We start from the raw sequence: 18,795 nt of genomic DNA on the forward strand, positions 1-18,795 counted from the left end.
GCTGCAGGAGGCCAGTGAGCCATGTGGGGTGATGCAGCCCCGCATGGCCCAACGGTCTGCGTAACCGGCTGTCTGCGCCTCCTGCAAGTGTCCAAGAGGCGTGGCACAATAGCGGCCCCTTTTGTGACGCTAGCGTTGCGCGCTTATGAATTCGACGTATCTAGACCGTTCCCGCCGACGGCTGCATGGCAGCTTGGCTTTCACGCTGATCAACCTGCTTCTGGTATGGCTCATCGCGTTGCGTTATGTGCCGTTTCTCGCGGTGCCTCACGACGGCCTGGGCATTACCTATCTGATCGTCACCTGGATCGGCCATTTCGGGCTGCTGGCCTTGCTGTTCGGGATGCCGCTATGGCTACTCTCGCTGATCGTGCCGCGCAAGCTCCTTTGGCTGCCCGCCAGCCTGCTGGCAACGGCGGGGCTGGGGCTGTTGTTGATCGATACCGTGGTCTATGCCCAGTATCGCTTCCATCTCAATCATTTCATGGTCTCGCTGTTTCTCAACGACAAGAACGGCGAGATATTCAGCTTTACCACCTCGACCTGGCTGATCGTGGCCGGCGTGGTGGGGGCGTTGCTGGCTTTCGAAGGCTGGCTCGCCGCGCGGTTGCTGCGCTCGCCGCGCATCCTGCAGTGGCCGCTGTGGCGGGTTGTCGGGGTGCTGTTGCTGGCATTGGTGGCCAGCCACGCCATCCACGTGGTGGCCGATGCGCGCTATCAGCGCAGCGTTACCCAGCAGACCGGAATCTTTCCGCTACTGTTTCCGGCGACCGCCAAGGACTTCATGCAGGATCAGGGCTGGCTCGATCCACGGGCGATGCGGGCCGAGCGCGTCGATATCAACCATGACGTACCCGATAGCCTGAATTGGCCGCAGGAGCCGCTGACATGCCGCAACGGCAAGGACGCCCCCAACATTTTGCTGATCGTCCTCGACAGCTGGCGTGCCGACGAGTTCGGCCCGCGGGTCACGCCACAGATGCAGGCGGCGCTCGAGGGACAGGGGCGCCACTACCTGAACCACTATAGCGGCGGCAACAGCACCCGCACCGGGATCATGAGTCTGTTCTACGGACTTACCGGCAACTACTATCATCAGCTCGAGAATTCACAGACGCCCGCGCTGCTGATCGAACAGCTGCAGGAGCAGGACTATCGACTGGGCCTGTTCGCCTCGGCGAGCCTCAGTAGCGTCGGCTTCGATCGTTCGGTCTTCGCCTCGGTCCCTGAACTGCCGCCCACTCCGGCAGGCGATACGCCGGCCGAACGCGACCGCCAGATGACCGTGAACTGGCTCGACTGGCAGCAGCAACGCCGTCAGGGCGATACACAGCGCCCCTGGTTCGGCATGCTGTTCTACGATGCGCCGCATGGCTATAGCGTGCCCGCAGGCGACGCCGAGCCTTTCCAGCCATCGGCCGAGGCGATGAACTATCTCGATCTGGGGCCCGAGACCGATCCCGAGCCCTACCACAATCTGCATCGCAATGCGGTCTATCACGACGACAAGTTGGTCGGGCGGGTAATCGAGGACCTCAAGCGCCATGGCGAATGGGACGACACCCTGTTGATCGTTACCGGCGACCATGGCGAATCTTTCAACGACTTCGGGCGCAACTACTGGGGGCACAACAGTCATTTCGCCTCACCCCAGACCCAGGTGCCGATGATTCTGCACGGCCCGGGTGTCGAGCCGGGAAGGCATGACGGCACGACCAGCCACCTGGATGTCGCACCGACACTGATGCGCCATGCGCTGGGCTGCAGCAATCCGTTCGGCGATTACAGCCAGGGCCGGGACATGCTCGACGGCGAGCTCGATCACGATTGGGTGATGGCCAGCAGCTACCTGAATACCGGCATCATCGAGGATGATCGCATCACGGTCATCGATGGCGCTGGCGATTGGGGGGTCGTCGATCGTCAACTCGAACCGCTCGAGGAAAGCATCTCACCGGCGGTTCGTGAGGCAATGCAGACGATGCGCCGTTTCTACCGGCCCTAGCTTCCGCGGTGGACTGATTCGTCCGAGGAACCTGGCAACGAGCACAAGCCAGCACGCAAAAACCCCGCCAGCGAGGCGGGGTTTTTGCGTTTCCGGCTATCGCCTATCGTCGCGTTCGGCTCAGCGACTGATGGCGCGGTAAACCGCTCTTAACCGGTTGGCCAGCAGCAAGCCCGTCATCACGCGGCGTATCACCCGGCCGGTCGAGCGTGGCCGGGTGACTCCGCGCAACGAAACCAGGCCCAGGGCGGCAATGGTCGGTGCTCGCCATTGCATGAGTTTCCGCCAGCCGTGGTCGATGGGGGCTGTGGCCTCGCGCCAATCGCGCAGGGCCATGCCCATGTCGAGGCGCTGCTGCAGGATCTGCGCCTCGAGCTGGTCGCGTCGCGCCAGGCGATCGTTATGAGTCATGCGACCGTTATGCATCATGCGATGACTCTAGTGCCTGACGATCCTGCTGCATGCTGTGCAGGGTCGATTCCATCAGCTTGCGCTGGTTGGCGATTCGCTTGGCCTTGATCGCGAGCAATGCGGCGCCCAGCAACAGCGCCAGCGAGCACAGGGTAATGGCCAACAGACGATGATCGTCCCAATAGAGAACGACGACCAGCAACAACAGCATGCCGATGCCGAACGAGAACAGGATCAGGCTGGCTCCGGCAATCAACAGTAGCGAAAGCAGGCGGTCGCGTTCGAGTTCGAGTTCGAGAACGGCGAGACGCAGACGCGTCTCGCCCATGGCGACGACATTGCCGAGCAGGCGTCGTGCCGCCGAAATGACACGCTCTGCCGGTCCCTGGCTATCGGTCATCAGCGACGTCCGAGCAGCAGGCCGATCACGACACCGACAGCGGTACCAACCCCGATGCTGGTCCAGGGATTCTCGTGGACATAACGATCGCACAGGTCGGCGCTATCGAGGACACCGTCACGTGTATCGTGATAGAGCTTCTCGCCGCGGGCCTCGAGCCGTCCACGGGTCTCCTTGAGGCTCCGCTGGGCGCGGTCGCGCATTTCCTTGACGTTGCTGCGGGAGTCTTCGGCTGTAGCGTTGACCAACTCCTCGACAGTACGGGACAGATGACGGAGGTCTTCCTTCAACTGTGCAGTGCTGGCGTTGTTATCATGCTGTCCGATGGGGAACATGGCCATTTTGCTGTCTTCCTTTGACTGTGAATAACGTACTCATCATAGCAGCATGAAATAGTGTATCAACGGCTGCCGGGTATACCGGCCAGGAAGGTATTGAGGCTGAAACCGATGCCCAGACGCTGCACGTCGTTGTCATAGTCGATAAGGCTTTCTCCGTAGCCATCGTAATATTGCACGTGGCCGCGAATCTTGCCGGCCAGCGGAAACGAGTAATCGAGCTGTACACCATAGTGGTGCTTGCCGGGGTTGCCTCGGGTCATCACCGACAATTCCTGATCGCCGAAGGCGCGTACGACGGTGATGTCGCCGTAGCCGATGTAGTTTTCCAGATCGGGATTGTCGTCGCTATTCTTGCTTTCCGGTACCCGCCAGTGCGGTGCGATGCTTATGGCCCAGTCGCCGCGCTGGAACAGCATGTCGACGTAGACTCTGTTCCAACTGCGCGACAACGGCTGCGAACGGCCATTCGACTGATGGGCGTAACCTACGCGATTCAGGGTATTGGTCCAGCCCAGCAGCGAGAAATCGTTGTCGAAGCTGACGAAGACTTCGGGTTCGTAGTTGGTTTCGCGAAACGGCGCCGAGGCATCGGAATTATAGGCTTGCCACCAACTGCGCTGGGTGTAGGCGAAATACAGATCGCCGTTGTCGCCGATGAGATCATCGAGCACATTGATCTTGAGACTGAGCTGGAACTTGACCTCGGCGTTGTCGGCGTTGGCGTCGTCGCTGATCTCGTCGAAATCACCCTGATTGGGATCGGTATTGTAAGTCCAAGGCAGCAGATAATTACGCCGATAGGCGGTGATGGCCAATGGGTTGCGGTTGGATTCGTCCTCGTACTGGCGACGCGTTTGCGCCTGCTCGAGTGCCGATTCGGTGGGGCTGTCGGGCTCGGTATCCTGGGCGATCGCCGCCACGGGCAGTAAGGCGAGTGAGGCGGCCAGTAAGGGAAGGATCGGCAGAGCGATCGGCACAGCCATAGAGACATCCTGTAGGAAGACATTCGGACATTCGTTTCTACCATGACTTGCCGGCAAGTCAATTCCCGGCGGCAATTGCCATGGGTCGCGCATCGCCGCACAATCGCCACGGCGAACAATCGGCGGCAAAGGCGGGCAGGCGTGGCGAACCAGCGGTGGTGGACAGGATGGCTGACGGCGATCGCGATGATCGTGTTGCTTGGCGGCCCGGCATGGGCGCAGGACGACATCGCGCTGCCCGATCGGGACAGGGTCTCCCAGCGGTTGGAGGCCCTCAAGGCGATCGACAAGCCCGACAGCAGCGAGCAGGCAACCATGGAAACCCTGCGCGGCGTGCTCGATTCTTTCGATAAGCTGGAGAACATCGCCCAGGAGCGCGCCGAACTCGAACAGCGTCTCGAGCAGGGACCCCAGGAGATTGAACGGCTGCGGCGTGCCGCCCGGCAAGCCGAAAGCGCCGAGGTGACCAGCGCCGAGGCGCTGAAGGATGTCTCCCGCAAAGAACTCGAGGCCGATGTCAGCGAGATGCTCGATCGGCTGCAAAAACTGCGGGAAAGCCTCGCCGATGCCAATTCGCGGCTGATCGCCACTCAGACCCTGCCCGAACGCGCCCAGACGACGATCAGCGAGTCGCTGGACAGGATCGAAGAATTGCGTCTCGCCCGCGACCAGCTGCCCGCCGGCGCGGACGGCCCCGAGGTCTGGAAGATCGGGGCCGAGATGCAGCTTGCCGAGCGCGAGCTGGCCTTCAAGCGTCGCCAGCTGGAGACCAACGCCCGTAGCCACGAACTCGCCGAGCAGCGTCGCGACGCGCTGATAAAGCAGATCGAGGCGCTCCAGGACCGGCTCGATCTATTGCAGGCGGTGCTCGACCAGCGCCGTCGCGAAAAGCTCGAATCGACGATTACCGAAGCCATCAGTCGCGATCCGCTAATCGCCAACGGAAACCCGGTGGTGATGCGCGCCCAATCGGTCAACCGCGAACTCAGCCAGTCGCTGCTCGACGCCATCGATCGCCACCATCGCTACGAGCGCCAAGCCAGCAAGGTGCGCACCCAACTGGACTGGGTGCGGCAGGTGCAGCGCACGCTCAACGAGCAGATCGAGGCGATTCGCGGCAGCCTGCTGCTGTCGCGCATCCTGCGTGAACAGCGCGGTTCGCTACCCTCGATCGATGCCCACGACGGATTGCAGGAGGTGATCGCCGACGTACGCCTCGAGCAATTCGAGCTGGGCCGTCAGCGCGAGGCGCTGCGCGATGTCGAGGCCCTTGCCAGACAGCGTCTCGACGATGCCGGCGTCGAAGCCACCCCGGCGCTGCTCGATTCGCTGTCGCGCCTCTACCAGTCGCGTCGCGAACTCATCGACGAGCTCGAGCAGGAGTATGGCGAGCTACTGACCACGGCGGTCGATCTGCAGCTTACTCAGCAACAACTGCTGTCGATCAGTCGTTCGCTGCGTTCGACCATCGAAGAACAGCTGTTCTGGGTGGCCAATCGCAGTCCGCTCGACGTCGGCTGGCTACGCAAGCTGCCCGCCACGCTGGCCACCAACGCCAGCTTTGCCGACTGGCAGGAGCGTCTCGCGGCGCTATGGCAGCCGTTGCAGGCCAAGGCCCTGTGGGCGCTGCCGGTATGGCTGTTGGCGGGTGCGTTGCTGCTGCGTCGTCGGCGCATCAAGCAACGCCTGCTGGCGCTGCACGACGAGATCGGACGGCTCAAGCGCGACACCCAGATGCATACCCCGCGGGCGATCGCCATGAATGCGTTGCTCGCCGCGCCGTGGCCGCTGGCGTTGGCCGGCGCCGGACTGGCGCTGGCCAAGGGCACCGAGGGTGACGCACAGCTGTTGGGCATGGCCCTGCTGCAACTGACATTGGCCTGGGGCGTGATCGAGCTGGCGCGTCGGCTATTGATCGGCGATGGCGTCGCGGTGCGCCATTTCCACTGGCCGGGCGGCTATGCCTCGCGATTGAGACGGCTGTTGTGGTGGCTGGGCGTCGCGCTGGTTCCGGTGCTGCTGATCAGCACCCTGGCGCGCGACAGCGGTCCGACGCTGGCCGAGCAACCGATCGCGCTGTTTCTGCTGCTGGGTGGGCTGCTGGCCCTGAGCGTGCTGATCGCCCGCTTGATCCTGGCCCACATACCGTTTTTCGGCACCAAGGTGTTCCGGCTGTTGCTGGGACTGTCGCTGTCGCTGGTGTCCCTGGTGCTCGCAGGGCTGATCGTGATGGGCTACGAATACACCGCGCTCCGGCTGGTCGGCCGCTTCGTGATCAGCCTGTACATCCTGGGCGCCTGGATACTCATCGAAGCGGCGGTGGTGCGCGGCTTGGCGGTGGCGGCGCGGCGCCTGGCCTACCGGCGCGCGGTGGCGCGGCGTCGCGCTCAGGCCCAGGAGGGCGCCGAGGGCGGGCTGGAGGTGGTCGAGGAGCCGCCGCTGGATCTCGACCAGGTCAACCAGCAGTCGCTGCGGCTCTCCAAGCTGATTCTGTTTTTGGGCTTCACGCTGGTGCTCTACTTGGTCTGGGCCGATCTGCTGACGGCGTTGGCGTATCTCGACAACATCGCCGTGTGGACGATCGAGCAGGGCAGCGGCGAGACGCTCAGCCAGACGCCGATCACCATCGCCGACGTGCTGACCAGTCTGATCACGGTCATTCTGACCTCACTGATGGCGCGTAACCTGCCCGGCCTGCTCGAGGTGATGGTGCTCTCAAGACTGTCGCTCAAACAGGGCAGCGCCTACGCCATCTCGTCGCTGCTCTCGTATGTGATCGTCGGCACCGGCATCGTCGTCGCGCTGGGTACGCTGGGCGTGTCGTGGGACAAGTTGCAGTGGCTGGTGGCGGCGCTGGGTGTGGGGCTGGGGTTCGGTCTCCAGGAGATATTCGCCAACTTCGTCTCGGGGTTGATCATCCTTTTCGAGCGCCCGGTGCGGATCGGCGACACCATCACGCTGGGCCAGTTGCACGGCACGGTCAGCCGCATTCGCATCCGCGCGACCACGGTGACCGACTTCGACCGCAAGGAGATCATCATCCCCAACAAGACGTTCGTGACCGACCAACTGATCAACTGGTCGCTGTCGGACAACATTACACGGGTGGTGCTGAATTACGGCGTGGCGCACGGCTCGGACCTGGATACGGTGCACCGGCTGCTGCGTGAGGTGGCGGATGCCAACAAGCGCGTGCTCAAGGACCCCGAGCCGCAGGTTTTCTGCACCAGCTACGGGTCGACGGCGTTCAACTTCGAGCTACGCATCTTCGTCAACGACCTGCTCGATCGACTCTATGCGGCCGACGAGATCAATCGCCGGCTTGACGTGCTGTTTCGCGAGCACGGCATTCGCATCGCCTTCAACCAGATGGATGTCTGGCTGCACAACAGCGATGGCCAGGTGGCGAGAGTTGTCTCGCAACCGGTCGGCCAGCCGCTGGGTGAGGGCCCAACGAGCCCCAGGCCGGGCACGCGCGGGGAGTACGATGCGGATGACGGCGATAACTGAGCAGCCGTCTAGGAAACACTGCACAAATGCCTGCGCGGGCGAATCGCTGCGTTGCGCGGTGCTGGAGCGCCAGTCCGGTCGAAATCCTCACCTATACCCCATAGGCTCCGGTTCCTGGGCTCCGGGCGCCTTGCGCCTCATTCCGCTCCCCTATTTGTTCGGCGCTTCCCTAGCGGCGCCGCGCATGCAGCAGGAATTCACGGTTGCCGTCGCCGCCACGAATCGGGCTCTCGCGCCAGGCTTCGACGCTAAAGCCATGCTCGTCGCAGCAGTCGCGGATGCGTGCCTCGACGCCGGCATACAGGCGCGCATCGGTGACGATGCCGCGCGCGTCGACATTGCCGGGGCCGACCTCGAACTGTGGCTTGACCAGTGACAGCAGCTCGCCGCCAATGGCCAGCAACTGCGCCAGCTGTGGCACGATCAGCGTCTGCGAGATGAACGAAACGTCCATGACCGCCGCCGTCGGGCGCAGCGGCGAGCATCGCTCGATGGCGGCGTGCAGCCGAGCGTCGCCGGCCATTGCCCGGGCATTGAGGCCTTCGATGCAGGTCACGCGCGTATCGTCGCGCAGCGTCGGGTCGAGCTGGTCGTGGCCGACCTCGACGCCGATCACGAGGGCCGCGCCGCGTGCCAACGCGCAATCGGTGAAGCCGCCGGTGGATTGGCCGACATCGAGTACCACACGCCCGTCGAGACGCAGCTCCAGGGCGTCCAGCAGGGCCTCGAGCTTGAGTCCGGCACGCGAGACATAGCGCTCCTCGGCATCCTCGGCGACCACCAGGCGACTGTCGTCGGGAAATTTCTCGCCGGGTTTGGTCAGCGCCCGCTGCGGGGCGCCTTCGAGGGTCACCCGGCCGTGCCGGATGAGGCGCTGGGCGCGGGTGCGCGAGCGGGCCAGGCCGCGGGTCAGCAACAGCTGGTCGAGTCGCATCATGGGGAAGTCTCGCTGGGTGGTGCGGCGGGCGTATCTGCAGGCTGGGCCGCGCGCTGGAACTCGCGGGTCCAGCGGCTCAGCAGCGCTTCGCGCTTGAGATCGTCGAGGGTCGCCAGCAGGCCCGGGCCGATGTCGATCGGACGCAGTGCATCGCCGAGCCGCTCGCGCAGGGCATTGGCGCTCCCCGGGCCGTGCAGCGCCGGATGGATCGTCCCCAGCGGCGTGAGCTCGCCGATCGCGCGCTGGCCGTGCTCGCTCAGCAGGTAATCGAGAAAGCGGCGTGCGGCGTGCGGATGGCGGGCGTCGCGCGCGACGAAGGCCAGCCGATGCGTCACCAGCGCGTAGTCTTCGGGTACCACGATTTCGAGCTCGGGGTGCTCGCGTGCGAACTCCCGGGCATAACTGCCCAGCAGGTTGTAGCCGATCCAGTAGCGGCCGGTGGCGAGTCCCTCGAGCATCTCGCGGGTGGTGCCGACCAGCGCGGCGTCGACCCGGCCGAGCGCGGCCACCAGTTCCCAGTAGCGTGGCGAAAGTCGTGCCTCCTCGATGGCATAGCTGTAGCCGGCGCCACTCGCCGCCGGATCGTAGGTGACGACGCGCCCGCGCAGCGCTTCGGCATGCCGTTCGAGGCGCTCGAGGAGGTCGGCGTGGCTGTCGATCGCGCCGAAGTGCTCGGCGACGTCGCGGCGATAGACGATCACCACCGGCTCGAAGGTGATCGCGAACAGCTCGTGGCGCCAGCGCGCCCAGGCCGGCCAGGCACGTGCCGCGGCGCTGTCGAGCGGTTGTGCATAGCCGTCGTTGGCCAGCCGGTACTGCCAAGGCATCGCCGAGGACATGACCACGTCGGCTCGCTGGTCATCGCGCCCATCGAGAAAGGTGCGGTACACCGCCAGGGTGGAGAGGTTGCGATAATCGATCTCGATATCCGGGTTGCGACGCTGGAAATCCTCCAGTAGCGGTGCGATCAGCGGCGTATCGAGCGCGGCGTGAATGACCAGGCGTGAATTGGCCCGCCCGTCCTGAGTCGGCCCGTCATGCAGAGCCGGATAGTGTAGCCGCGCTTGGGCCATGACGCCGAGACTCAGGCTGCTCAGCAGGATGCCGGCCAGCAATGCGACCAGTCGATGGTTGCGGGGGGGGGTCATGCACGGTCTCCCAGGAAGGTCATGGCTACGCGCAGTCCGCCGCCGCTGGCTTCGTGCAGGGTCAGCCGAGCCGCGTGGGCGCGGGCGATGCCATCGACGATCGCCAAGCCCAGCCCCGAACCCTCGCCACCGTTGCGGCCGCGGTGGAAGGGGCGCAGTACCAGCAAGCGCCATTCGGCGGCGATGCCCGGGCCGTCGTCCTCGACCTCTAGGGCGGGCGGGTCGGCGCTGACCCGGACGGTGATCCGACGCGCACCGTAGCGCCGCGCGTTGTCGATCAGGTTGGCGAGCGCTTCCTCGAGCTGCCAGTCGATGCCTTCGATGAATATGGGCTCGTCCGGCGCGTCGAGGCCCAGGTCGACGCCGTCGCGGTAGCAGGCGTGCAGGGCACTGCGGGTAGCCTCGCGAGCGATGGCGGTCAGCTCCAGGCGGCTCAGCTCGGGCCTGGCCTCGGGGTTGTTGAGCCGGGTCAGCGAGAGTAGCTGCACGGCCAGCCGGGCGGTGCGTGCGCTGGCCTCCTGGATGGTTTCCAGGGCGCTGTGCCAGGCCTGGGGCTCGTTCTGGCGCAGCGCCAGCTCGGCGCGTGCCGAGATCCCCGCCAGCGGCGTGCGCAACTGGTGCGAGGCGTCGCCGATGAAGCGCTCCTGGTTGGCGCGCACGCGCCGCATCCGTGCCAGCAGTTCGTTGAGGGTTTCGCGCAGCTCGGCCAGCTCGCGGGGCAGTTCGAGCGACAGCGGGGCGAACGTGCGCGGGTCGCGTTCGCGAATCGCCCGGCGCAGCCGGGTCAGCGGAGCCAGGGCGACGCGAACCGCCAGCAGCACCACGCCCACGGCGAGCAGGGCCATGGCGGCGATGCGCCCCAGGCTGCCCTGGAACAGCGCCTGGGTCAGCCGTTCGCGGCCTTCGCGGGTGTGCGCGACGCGCACTTCGAAGCGTTCGCGCTGGCTCCAGCCCTCGAGCTGCGAGGTGCGCACGCCGACGCGCAGTGCCATGCCATGCCAGCTGGCATCGCTGTAGTGCAGTGGCTGGCGGTCGTCGCCCTGGCTGAAGGGAGCCGGCAATTCGGCGTTGCCGGTGACGAAATCGCCACGTTCGTTGTAGAGCGCGTAGAAGACCCGTTCCTCGGCATCGGTGGCGAGCATCTCCAGCGCCGCCGGGGGAAGGTCCAGCCACAGATGGTCGTCCTGCTTCTTGACCTGCTCGGCGATCGCCAGCGAAGCGGCCTCGAGCAGTCGATCGAAGGCCCGGTCGGCGGTGTCGCGCGCGCCCAGGTAGGCCTGGACGAGCATCAGCGCGCCGAGCCCCAGCAGGGGAAGCAGCAACCAGGCCATCAGCCGCCGGTAGAGGCTGCCGCCGCCCGCCATGCCGGCGTTTTCCATGTCGGTGCGAGTCATGTCGGCGCGAGCAGGTAGCCGAGGCCGCGTACCGTGTGCAGCGTGACGTCGCTGCCGGTCAGCCGGCGACGCAGACGGTGGACATAGACCTCGATGGCGTTGTCGCCGAGCGCCTCGCCGGCAAAGGCTTCGCTGGCGAGTTGCTGGCGGTCGACCGGCTCGCCGGCGCGGCGCATCAGGCAGGTCAGCAGGCGCTGTTCCCGCGGCGGCAGGCTGAGCGGTTCACCGCTCAGCGTGAAGCGTTGCGCCAGGCTGTCGAATGCGAGGCTGCCGACCTGCAGGCGCACGCCGGGTTTCTGGCGACGCAGGAGCGCGCGAACCCGCGCCTCGAGTTCGTCGAGCGCGAACGGCTTGGCCAGATAGTCGTCGGCGCCCAGGTCGAGTCCGCGCACGCGATCCTCGATGGCGCCGCGGGCGGTGAGAATCAGCACCGGCGTGGCGCTGTCGTGATGGCGCAAGGCTTCGAGGATCTCGAGCCCGCTGCGTCCCGGCAGGTTGAGGTCGAGCAGGATCAGCTCGTGGCCATGCGGAGGATCGGGACGGACCAGGCGCTGGTAGGCGGCTTCGCCATCGGCGATGGCGAGCACCGCGTAGCCTTCGAGCCGCAGGGCATCCTGGAGCGTTTCGGCGAGCAGGGCATCGTCTTCGACCAGTAGCAGTTGCATCAGCGAGCCTCCGATACGGCGGCCTGGCGGGAGTCGGGGCCGCGAGTCAGTTCGCCCAGGGCCGCGACGAGTTGCGCCTCGGCCTGCGGCGGTTGCAGACGGCCGGTGGGGCCCGACAGCGACAGCCACAAGGCGCGCGGTTCCCGTGCGGTATCCAGCGCCCGGCAGACCATGACGCCGCCGGCGAAATCAAGCGCCGGCGAGCGCGGATCGCTGAGCGGCCAGCGCTCGCCGGGTCGCAACTCGTGGCGCAGCGCCACACTGGGGACCGCGACGAGCAGGCACTCGGCGCGTCCGGCGGCGACTTCCAGCAGAGCCGCGGTTTCGCCGCTGTGCTCGGCCAGCGCGTCGAGCGCCGGCTGGATCCAGGCCGCCAGCTGGCGGCCGGGTGGGTGGCGCCGCGCCAGGCGTACCGGGCTATGGCCCAGCTGGTAGCGTCCGTCGCTGCCACGCTGGACGTAATCATAGCGCTCCAGCGAGCCCAGTAGACGCAGCAGCGTACTCTTGTAGAAGCCGGTGACGCCGGCCAGGTCGGCCAACGAGAACCGCTCCTGGGGCGAGTCGAAGGCGTCGAGTATCGTCAGCGCTCGCTCCACCGCTTCAACCCGGTCCTGTGCCATGTGTATGCCTTCCTCTCTGTGCGCTTCGCGGGCGTCTGTATGCGTTTCGCTGGGTTAAACTTTGGTATTAAGCCCCTGAATAGGCGTTGACTCACGAAAGTCATCCGCCTAATTTCCATCCTAAGGAACGCCGTTCTTCCTTACAGAATTGTAAGGTTGCCGGTCAAGTTCCTGCAAGCGATCCTTTCGCTCATTTCTTTCCAAGGGGACTACAACAATGTCGATGAGAACGCCTCTCAAGCTTCTTGCCGCTGCCTCGCTGACTCTGGTCAGCAGCATGACCATGGCCTTCGAGCCGACCGGCAAGGTCGACTGCATCGCGCCGGCCGATCCGGGCGGCGGCTGGGACTTCACCTGTCGCAGTGTGGGCCGCGTGCTCGAGCAACTCGATCTGGTACCGGCTAGCGTACAGACCATCAACATGGCCGGCGCCGGTGGCGGCGTGGCGTATGCGCACACGGTCAGCAAGCGGTCTTCCGACGAGCAGTTGCTGGTGGCTGCTTCCACGGCCACCACAACGCGCCTGGCCCAGGGACAGTTTCCGGGTCTGACCGCCGATCAGGTCAACTGGATCGGTGCCGTGGGTGCCGATTACGGGGTAATCGCCGTCAGCAAGGATTCCAAGTATCAGGATCTGCCGGCGCTGATGGAGGCCCTCAAGAAGGATCCCAAGTCGGTCAAGTTCGCCGGCGGTAGTGCCAATGGCGGCTGGGATCATCTCAAGGTGCTGATCACCGCCGACAAGGCGGGTGTGGACGATCTGCCGAAGATTCCCTACCTGTCGTACAACAACGGCGGCGAGGCAATGACCCAGGTGGTTGGTGGTCATGTCGATGCCTTTACCGGTGATATTTCCGAGGCGCAGGGTTTCATGGAATCCGGCGATCTGCGGATCCTCGCGGTGCTGGCAGACGAGCGTCTACCGGGCAAGTTTTCTGATATCCCCACCGCCAAGGAGCAGGGAATCAATTCGATCGGTGCCAACTGGCGCGGCTTCTACATGCCGGGCGATATCTCCGCCGAGGCCAAGGAATACTGGGTCAACGCCGTCGATACGCTGTACAAGAGCGACGAGTGGAAGGAGGTCATGCAGAAAAACGGCCTGATGCCGTTCCATCCCGGAGCCGGCAAGTTCGAGGAGTATGTAACGACTCAGATCAGTGACATCGAAACACTTTCCAAAGAAATCGGATTGATCAAGTAATGAGGCTCAACGACCGTATCTTCGGTCTGTTGATGTTCGTCCTGGCCGTCGCGTACGGCTGGGGCGCTCAGCAGTTTCCCGAACCGTTCGGCGGGTCCGAGGCTGTCGGTCCCGAGACGTTCCCGACGATTCTTTCAGTGGTGCTGGCGCTATCCAGCATCTACCTGATCGTGAAACCCGACCCGAGCAATGCCTGGCCCAAGGGGCAGACTGCGGTCGAGATACTGATCGCGATTGGCACGCTGATCGCCTATATCCTGATTCTCGAGCCGCTGGGCTTTATCGTGGCCACCATGCTTGCCGTGGGTACCTTGTGCTGGCGGATGGGTGCCCGCGTTCTGCCGGGGTATTTGACCGGCCTGCTCGGCGGCATCGTGGTATTCGCCTTGTTCAACTACGTACTCGAGTTACCGTTGCCGCTGGGCATATTGTCTTTCCTGGAGGCGAGTTGATGGACACGCTCAACTATCTGATGGATGGGTTTGGCATCGCCCTGCAGCCGCACAACCTGATGTTTGCCTTGCTGGGCGCCTTTCTGGGCACGCTGATCGGCGCGCTGCCAGGCCTCGGGCCTGCCAATGGCGTGGCGATACTGATTCCGTTGGCGTTTACCCTCGGGCTACGCCCCGAAACCGCATTGATCATGCTGACCTCGGTTTACGCCGGTGCCATGTACGGTGGACGTATCTCGTCGATTCTGCTCAACATACCTGGCGACGAGCCGGCCATGATGACATGTCTCGATGGCTATCCGATGGCCAAGAATGGTCGGGCCGCCGAGGCACTGGCTATATCCGCGGTTGCCTCCTTCATGGGCAGCCTCATCGCCACCGTCGGGTTGATCTTGCTGGCTCCGCTGCTGGCCAAGTTCGCGCTGACCTTCGGCGCGGCCGAGTACTTTGCGCTGTTTGTGCTGGCTTTCGCCACCCTGGGCGGGATTACCGGCAAGAATCCTGTCAAGACGATCCTGGCTGCGGCGATCGGCTTGATCATTGCCACCATGGGTATCGACATGTCGACCGGGGTGCAGCGTTTCACGTTCGGTACGCTGGAGCTCTACGAGGGTGTCGACTTCATCATCGCCATTGTCGGCCTATTTGCGATATCCGAATTGTTGGTGTTCATCGAGGAAAAGGCCGGTGCCGGCCGCGAGATGATCAAGGTCAACAAGCTCAAGCTCTCCTGGCGAGATATTACTAGCATCCTGCCGACGACGGTACGTGGTGGCGTGATCGGCTTTATCGCCGGGGTGCTGCCGGGGGCCGGCGCTTCGCTGGGTAGCTTCATCAGTTATACCTTGGAAAAGAAATACCTGGGTAGCAAGGCTACGTTCGGTGAAGGGGATTCGCGCGGCGTGGCGGCCCCCGAGGCGGGTAACAACGGTGCTTCGAGTGGCGCACTGGTGCCGATGCTGACGCTCGGCGTGCCGGGCAGCGGTACCACCGCGGTACTGCTGGCGATGTTGATTTCTTTCAATATCACTCCCGGGCCGTTGATGTTCACACAGAACGCCGACATCGTCTGGGGTGTCATCGCCGCGCTATTGATCGGCAACTTCCTGCTGCTGTTGCTCAACATTCCGCTGGTCGGGGTATTCGTCAAGCTGCTTTCGGTACCGCCGATGTTTCTGTTGCCGGTGGTGACCATGGTCGCCTTCGTCGGCGTCTATTCGATCAGTCATTCGGTCTTCGATCTGTATTTCATGGTCGCCTTCGGGGTCGGCGGGTATATTCTGCGCAAGCTCGAGATCCCGCTGGTCCCGGTCATCCTGGGGCTGCTGCTGGGGCCGGAAATGGAGAAGAACCTGCGCCATGCAATGCAGATTTCGGATGGCGACTGGACGATTCTGTGGAGCAGCGGGCTCTCCATCACCTTGTGGGTGGTCGCGATCGTCGGCCTGATATTGCCGGTCATCGTGGGGCCGATACTGCGTCGCCGGATGCGTGCCAAGCAACCGGATTGATCCAAGCGGCGCGCCAGATGGCGCGCTGAGTACCGGATCAGGATGCACAAAACCCCCGGCAGCCCCGCGCTGCCGGGGGTTTTGCGTATAGATCAACGCACGAAGAAGGAGAGTGGGTGGATAGGATCGTATCGATCGCCTTGCTGCGCTCGCTGGCGGTCGGCGCCGTGGGTGGCGGTGCATTCCAGCTGACCGGTTTGCCGCTGGCCTGGATGCTGGGGCCGCTGGTCGCCAACCTGGTGGTCTCCGCGCGGGGCGTCGATGTGCGCGTTCCCGAGCGATTCCGACAAGTCTTTCTGGGCATGCTGGGATTGGTGCTGGGCAGCCAGGTCACCCCTCAGCTCGCTCATCGCATGCTCGACTGGCCGGTTTCGGCGGGCTTGCTGCTCGTCGGCGTCGCGTTGTCGACCTCGCTGGCCGCCGCCTGGTATCGGCGCTGCGGCTTCGATCCGGTGAGCGCCTGGTTCGCCTCGGCGCCGGGCGCGATGACGGCGATGATCCTGCTCGGCGACAAGGTGGGCGGCGATCCGCAACGCATCGCCATCGCTCAGTCGCTGCGAGTGGTGATGGTGATCCTGCTGCTGCCGCCGCTGTTCTGGATCTTTGAAGACGCCGGGACATCGGCGATGGCGGCGCGTGGCGGTTCGGCGCAGGACCTGTGGCTATTGCTCACGTTGCCGCTGGCGATTCCGCTGGGTCGGTTGTTGCGACTGCCCACGCCCGCGTTGCTGGCGCCCTTGCTGCTGGCGGCGGCATTCGGCGTGGCCGGCCTGGGCAATCTCAATCTGCCCAGTTGGGCGATGAATGGCATGCTCTGGGTGCTGGGGAGTTCGATCGGCGCACGCTTCAAGGGGCTGACCGGCAAGCGCTTGGGGCGTTACGCGTTGCAAGCAGGTGTCGCCACGGCGTTGGCGCTGGCGGTGCTCGGCATTTTCGCCGAACTCATCCACCGGGCCGTCGACGTGCCGCTCGATGTGGCGCTGCTGGCGCTGGCGCCGGGCGGGATCGGCGAGATGGCGATCGTTGCGGTGGCGCTGGGGTTGGATCCGGTGTTTGTGGCCTTCCACCATCTGCTGCGAATGGTGGCGCTGATGATCGTGGCACCGTTCTGGGCAAAGCACCTCAAGCGCCGCTCGCGAAACCTCTTATAAGTCCTCTTTGAGCGAGCGGCGCTTCGGTGAAAACTCATCCGGGGCTGGTGTGCGCCTGGAGTTCGACGGCCGGAACCCGGTCGGCACCCCAGCTTCGATACACATGCCCGATCACCCGATCGAGCTGCTCCTGGGGAATGTTGGCCAGCTCACCATGCTCCAGCGGGTCGTAGTGGAAGATGTACAGGCGCGAGGCGAACTGCTCGAAGGGCAGCGATGCCTCGCCGAAGCGCTCGCCACAGCCCGAGGTGCTGACCTTGGTGCCGTCGCCCCAGTCCTGGCCGCTGTCGTTGTTGGGATTGAAGAAGTAGGCGCGCATCACATCCTGCGGATCCAGGTTGACCCGGAGCAGGGTGATGGCGTGCCAGCCGATGAAGCGCGCCGCGCTGTCGGTCACCGCGATGCCGGCAGGCTGCGGATGGATTAATGGCTGGTTGCCGTTGTAATAGGGGTGATAGCTGGCATAGAAATGGCGCAGGAACTTCTCGAGATCATGGAGCTGCCCGGTTTCCACGTCGACGTTGATGCGGAAACCGCGACCGGCCCACCAGCCATGGAATTCGGGATTGACCCAACGGTGAGGATCGCCCTCGCGGCCGATGCAGCGCCGGCCCATCTCGGCATAAATCCGGTCGAGATGCGGCACGACGATCAGCGACACCGGGTCGAGATCCAGCGGCAGGTTCGAGGCCACGCCGGACAGACTGGCCATCGACGACAGCGGCATGCCCTCGAAGTGCATGATGATCTCGTCATCGCGGGCCGCCCAGGCGACCATCTGCAGTAGATAGTCGGGGTCGTTGTAGGCCCACATCGATAGCGCCCGCGCCGACTGGCAGGTCGGGTTGTTGCCCTGGCCGACGCCCAGCGGCAGGCCGAGCATGCACAGTACGCCCTCGAGCAGACGCGCGCGCGGCGGTACCTCATCGCCATAGGCCATGCGAATGCGCTCCTGCGACCACGCGGAGAGCGGCAGGCCGATTTGGCGCCACAAGGCCGGAGCGACCGGTGGCTGATAGAGGATGCCGCGTTCGAGCATCAGCGCCAGGCCGTAGACCGCCTGCGGCGTGGCGGCAAAGACGCTCTGTTCGATCAGGGCCTGGATCAGCTGGCGATAGCACAGCAGGCAGTCGCGGCCGGTGGCCGAAAGTCCCAGCGCTTCGGACAGCAAGTGATCCCCATGCTCGAGCAGGTGCCGCAGGAGCACCGCATGATAGGCCGAGACCAGCCCGGTATCGTGCATGGCGCGGGCGAAACCGGTGGCCTCGTACTGCAGGGCGCCGCTATCCATCGCCTGTAGGCGCTCGAGGTAGACCTCGACCCCGGGGTCCTCGCGCGACGCCTGGGTCGCGCCGAACAGGCTGCTGACCAGGCGGTCGGCGCCCTGGCCACTGTTGCCCAGATCGATCTCGGGGTTGGCCTGGCAGATGGCGATCTGGGTGATCATGCGCTTGATCGAGTCGACCTGGATCGGGCGCTGCTGAAGGATGCGCCAGATCTCGTCGATCAACTGGTCGATGACATGCTCGTAGCCGATGGATTCGGCCAGGTACGAAAATAGCGCCCGAGTCAGCAGTGCCAGTCGCCCCTGGGTCTCGCGCTCGACCTCGCTGGGCGCGGTGAACAGCAGCTCCAGGTTGATCGCCAATACCTGGGTCAGATAGTGGTGGGCCTGTTCGGCCGAGATCAGCGAGTGCTCGTAGCGGCCATGGGCCACGGCCAGCAGCCGCAACTCGCTCAGCGCCTCGAGTACCACGGTATCGCTCGCCCCGCTCTGCAGCGAATGCACGGTCAGCGAAGGCACCAGGATCTGTGGCTGGGCCCAGTCGGAGCCGTTGAAGACGCCGGCCGCTTCGATCGCCTGGGCGCGTGCCTCGATGGCGGCACAGCCGCCGGGTTGCAGCATCACCTTGCGGGCGCTGTCGAAGACCCGGCGTACCTTGCCGGGCTTGGCGAAGTCACGCGCCTTGGCGAGGATCTCGATGGCCTCGTCGAGTTTCGCCAGCAGATCGTCCAGCTTGGCGCTGTCCGCAGTATGTTCGTCGTGGCTCGTCACAAGGGCT

Annotated in this window: 16 protein-coding genes; 6 read left to right on the plus strand and 10 right to left on the minus strand. The window is 64.6% G+C overall.

Annotated elements, in window-relative coordinates:
• Positions 1-145 precede the first annotated feature (145 nt).
• Positions 146-2,005: a DUF3413 domain-containing protein gene (locus tag R6258_RS07080; protein ID WP_318448964.1), complete on the plus strand. Its 1,860-nt coding sequence runs from the start codon at positions 146-148 to the stop codon at positions 2,003-2,005.
• Between the two features lie 120 nt (positions 2,006-2,125).
• On the opposite strand, the gene R6258_RS07085 is transcribed toward R6258_RS07080, so the two are convergent.
• The 4 genes from R6258_RS07085 to R6258_RS07100 are packed head-to-tail and all read right to left on the minus strand — an operon-like array spanning position 2,126 to position 4,140.
• Positions 2,126-2,416, minus strand: a complete 291-nt coding sequence (locus tag R6258_RS07085; RefSeq protein WP_318448965.1) for a YqjK-like family protein — start codon at positions 2,414-2,416, stop codon at positions 2,126-2,128.
• Between the two features lie 7 nt (positions 2,417-2,423).
• Complete coding sequence (locus R6258_RS07090) at positions 2,424-2,816, minus strand: phage holin family protein (RefSeq protein ID WP_318448966.1); 393 nt, start codon at positions 2,814-2,816, stop codon at positions 2,424-2,426.
• Positions 2,816-3,157 (minus strand): glycine zipper domain-containing protein, encoded by a 342-nt coding sequence (locus tag R6258_RS07095; RefSeq protein WP_318448967.1) that lies wholly within the window; start codon positions 3,155-3,157, stop codon positions 2,816-2,818. The genes R6258_RS07090 and R6258_RS07095 overlap by 1 nt, the downstream gene beginning before the upstream one ends.
• 59 nt (positions 3,158-3,216) lie before the next feature.
• Positions 3,217-4,140 (minus strand): phospholipase A, encoded by a 924-nt coding sequence (locus R6258_RS07100; RefSeq protein ID WP_318448968.1) that lies wholly within the window; start codon positions 4,138-4,140, stop codon positions 3,217-3,219.
• Positions 4,141-4,326: 186 nt separating this feature from the next.
• Between R6258_RS07100 and mscK the strand changes: the two genes are divergently transcribed.
• Complete coding sequence (gene mscK, locus R6258_RS07105; RefSeq protein ID WP_412176363.1) at positions 4,327-7,650, plus strand: mechanosensitive channel MscK; 3,324 nt, start codon at positions 4,327-4,329, stop codon at positions 7,648-7,650.
• Between the two features lie 169 nt (positions 7,651-7,819).
• Here mscK and R6258_RS07110 read toward each other — a convergent pair whose 3' ends face one another.
• From R6258_RS07110 to R6258_RS07130, 5 genes are read right to left on the minus strand one after another with little or no spacing between them, the layout of a single operon-like run.
• Positions 7,820-8,587 (minus strand): TlyA family RNA methyltransferase, encoded by a 768-nt coding sequence (locus R6258_RS07110; protein WP_318448970.1) that lies wholly within the window; start codon positions 8,585-8,587, stop codon positions 7,820-7,822.
• Positions 8,584-9,735 (minus strand): ABC transporter substrate-binding protein, encoded by a 1,152-nt coding sequence (locus R6258_RS07115; RefSeq protein WP_318448971.1) that lies wholly within the window; start codon positions 9,733-9,735, stop codon positions 8,584-8,586. The genes R6258_RS07110 and R6258_RS07115 overlap by 4 nt, the downstream gene beginning before the upstream one ends.
• The gene (locus R6258_RS07120; protein ID WP_318448972.1) at positions 9,732-11,129 is read right to left on the minus strand and encodes a sensor histidine kinase; all 1,398 of its coding nucleotides are present in this window, start codon (positions 11,127-11,129) and stop codon (positions 9,732-9,734) included. The genes R6258_RS07115 and R6258_RS07120 overlap by 4 nt, the downstream gene beginning before the upstream one ends.
• Entirely contained in the window at positions 11,126-11,794 is a 669-nt protein-coding gene (locus R6258_RS07125) for a response regulator transcription factor (protein ID WP_318448973.1), read from the minus strand. The genes R6258_RS07120 and R6258_RS07125 overlap by 4 nt, the downstream gene beginning before the upstream one ends.
• On the minus strand, positions 11,794-12,414 hold the full coding sequence (locus R6258_RS07130) for a helix-turn-helix domain-containing protein (protein WP_318448974.1): 621 nt from the start codon (positions 12,412-12,414) through the stop codon (positions 11,794-11,796). The genes R6258_RS07125 and R6258_RS07130 overlap by 1 nt, the downstream gene beginning before the upstream one ends.
• 217 nt (positions 12,415-12,631) lie before the next feature.
• Between R6258_RS07130 and R6258_RS07135 the strand changes: the two genes are divergently transcribed.
• The 4 genes from R6258_RS07135 (at position 12,632) to R6258_RS07150 (ending at position 16,732) form a co-directional block, all read left to right on the plus strand.
• Positions 12,632-13,618, plus strand: coding sequence for a Bug family tripartite tricarboxylate transporter substrate binding protein (locus R6258_RS07135; protein ID WP_318448975.1), 987 nt, complete (start codon positions 12,632-12,634; stop codon positions 13,616-13,618).
• Entirely contained in the window at positions 13,618-14,070 is a 453-nt protein-coding gene (locus tag R6258_RS07140) for a tripartite tricarboxylate transporter TctB family protein (RefSeq protein ID WP_318448976.1), read from the plus strand. Before R6258_RS07135 ends, R6258_RS07140 begins: the two co-directional genes overlap by 1 nt.
• Positions 14,070-15,581, plus strand: a complete 1,512-nt coding sequence (locus R6258_RS07145) for a tripartite tricarboxylate transporter permease (protein ID WP_318448977.1) — start codon at positions 14,070-14,072, stop codon at positions 15,579-15,581. The genes R6258_RS07140 and R6258_RS07145 overlap by 1 nt, the downstream gene beginning before the upstream one ends.
• Positions 15,582-15,697: 116 nt before the next feature.
• Positions 15,698-16,732 (plus strand): AbrB family transcriptional regulator, encoded by a 1,035-nt coding sequence (locus tag R6258_RS07150; RefSeq protein ID WP_318448978.1) that lies wholly within the window; start codon positions 15,698-15,700, stop codon positions 16,730-16,732.
• Between the two features lie 34 nt (positions 16,733-16,766).
• Here R6258_RS07150 and R6258_RS07155 read toward each other — a convergent pair whose 3' ends face one another.
• On the minus strand, positions 16,767-18,788 hold the full coding sequence (locus tag R6258_RS07155; RefSeq protein ID WP_318448979.1) for a hypothetical protein: 2,022 nt from the start codon (positions 18,786-18,788) through the stop codon (positions 16,767-16,769).
• Positions 18,789-18,795 lie beyond the last annotated feature (7 nt).

The organism is Halomonas sp. HP20-15 (assembly GCF_033446685.1).
GTDB lineage: Bacteria > Pseudomonadota > Gammaproteobacteria > Pseudomonadales > Halomonadaceae > Modicisalibacter.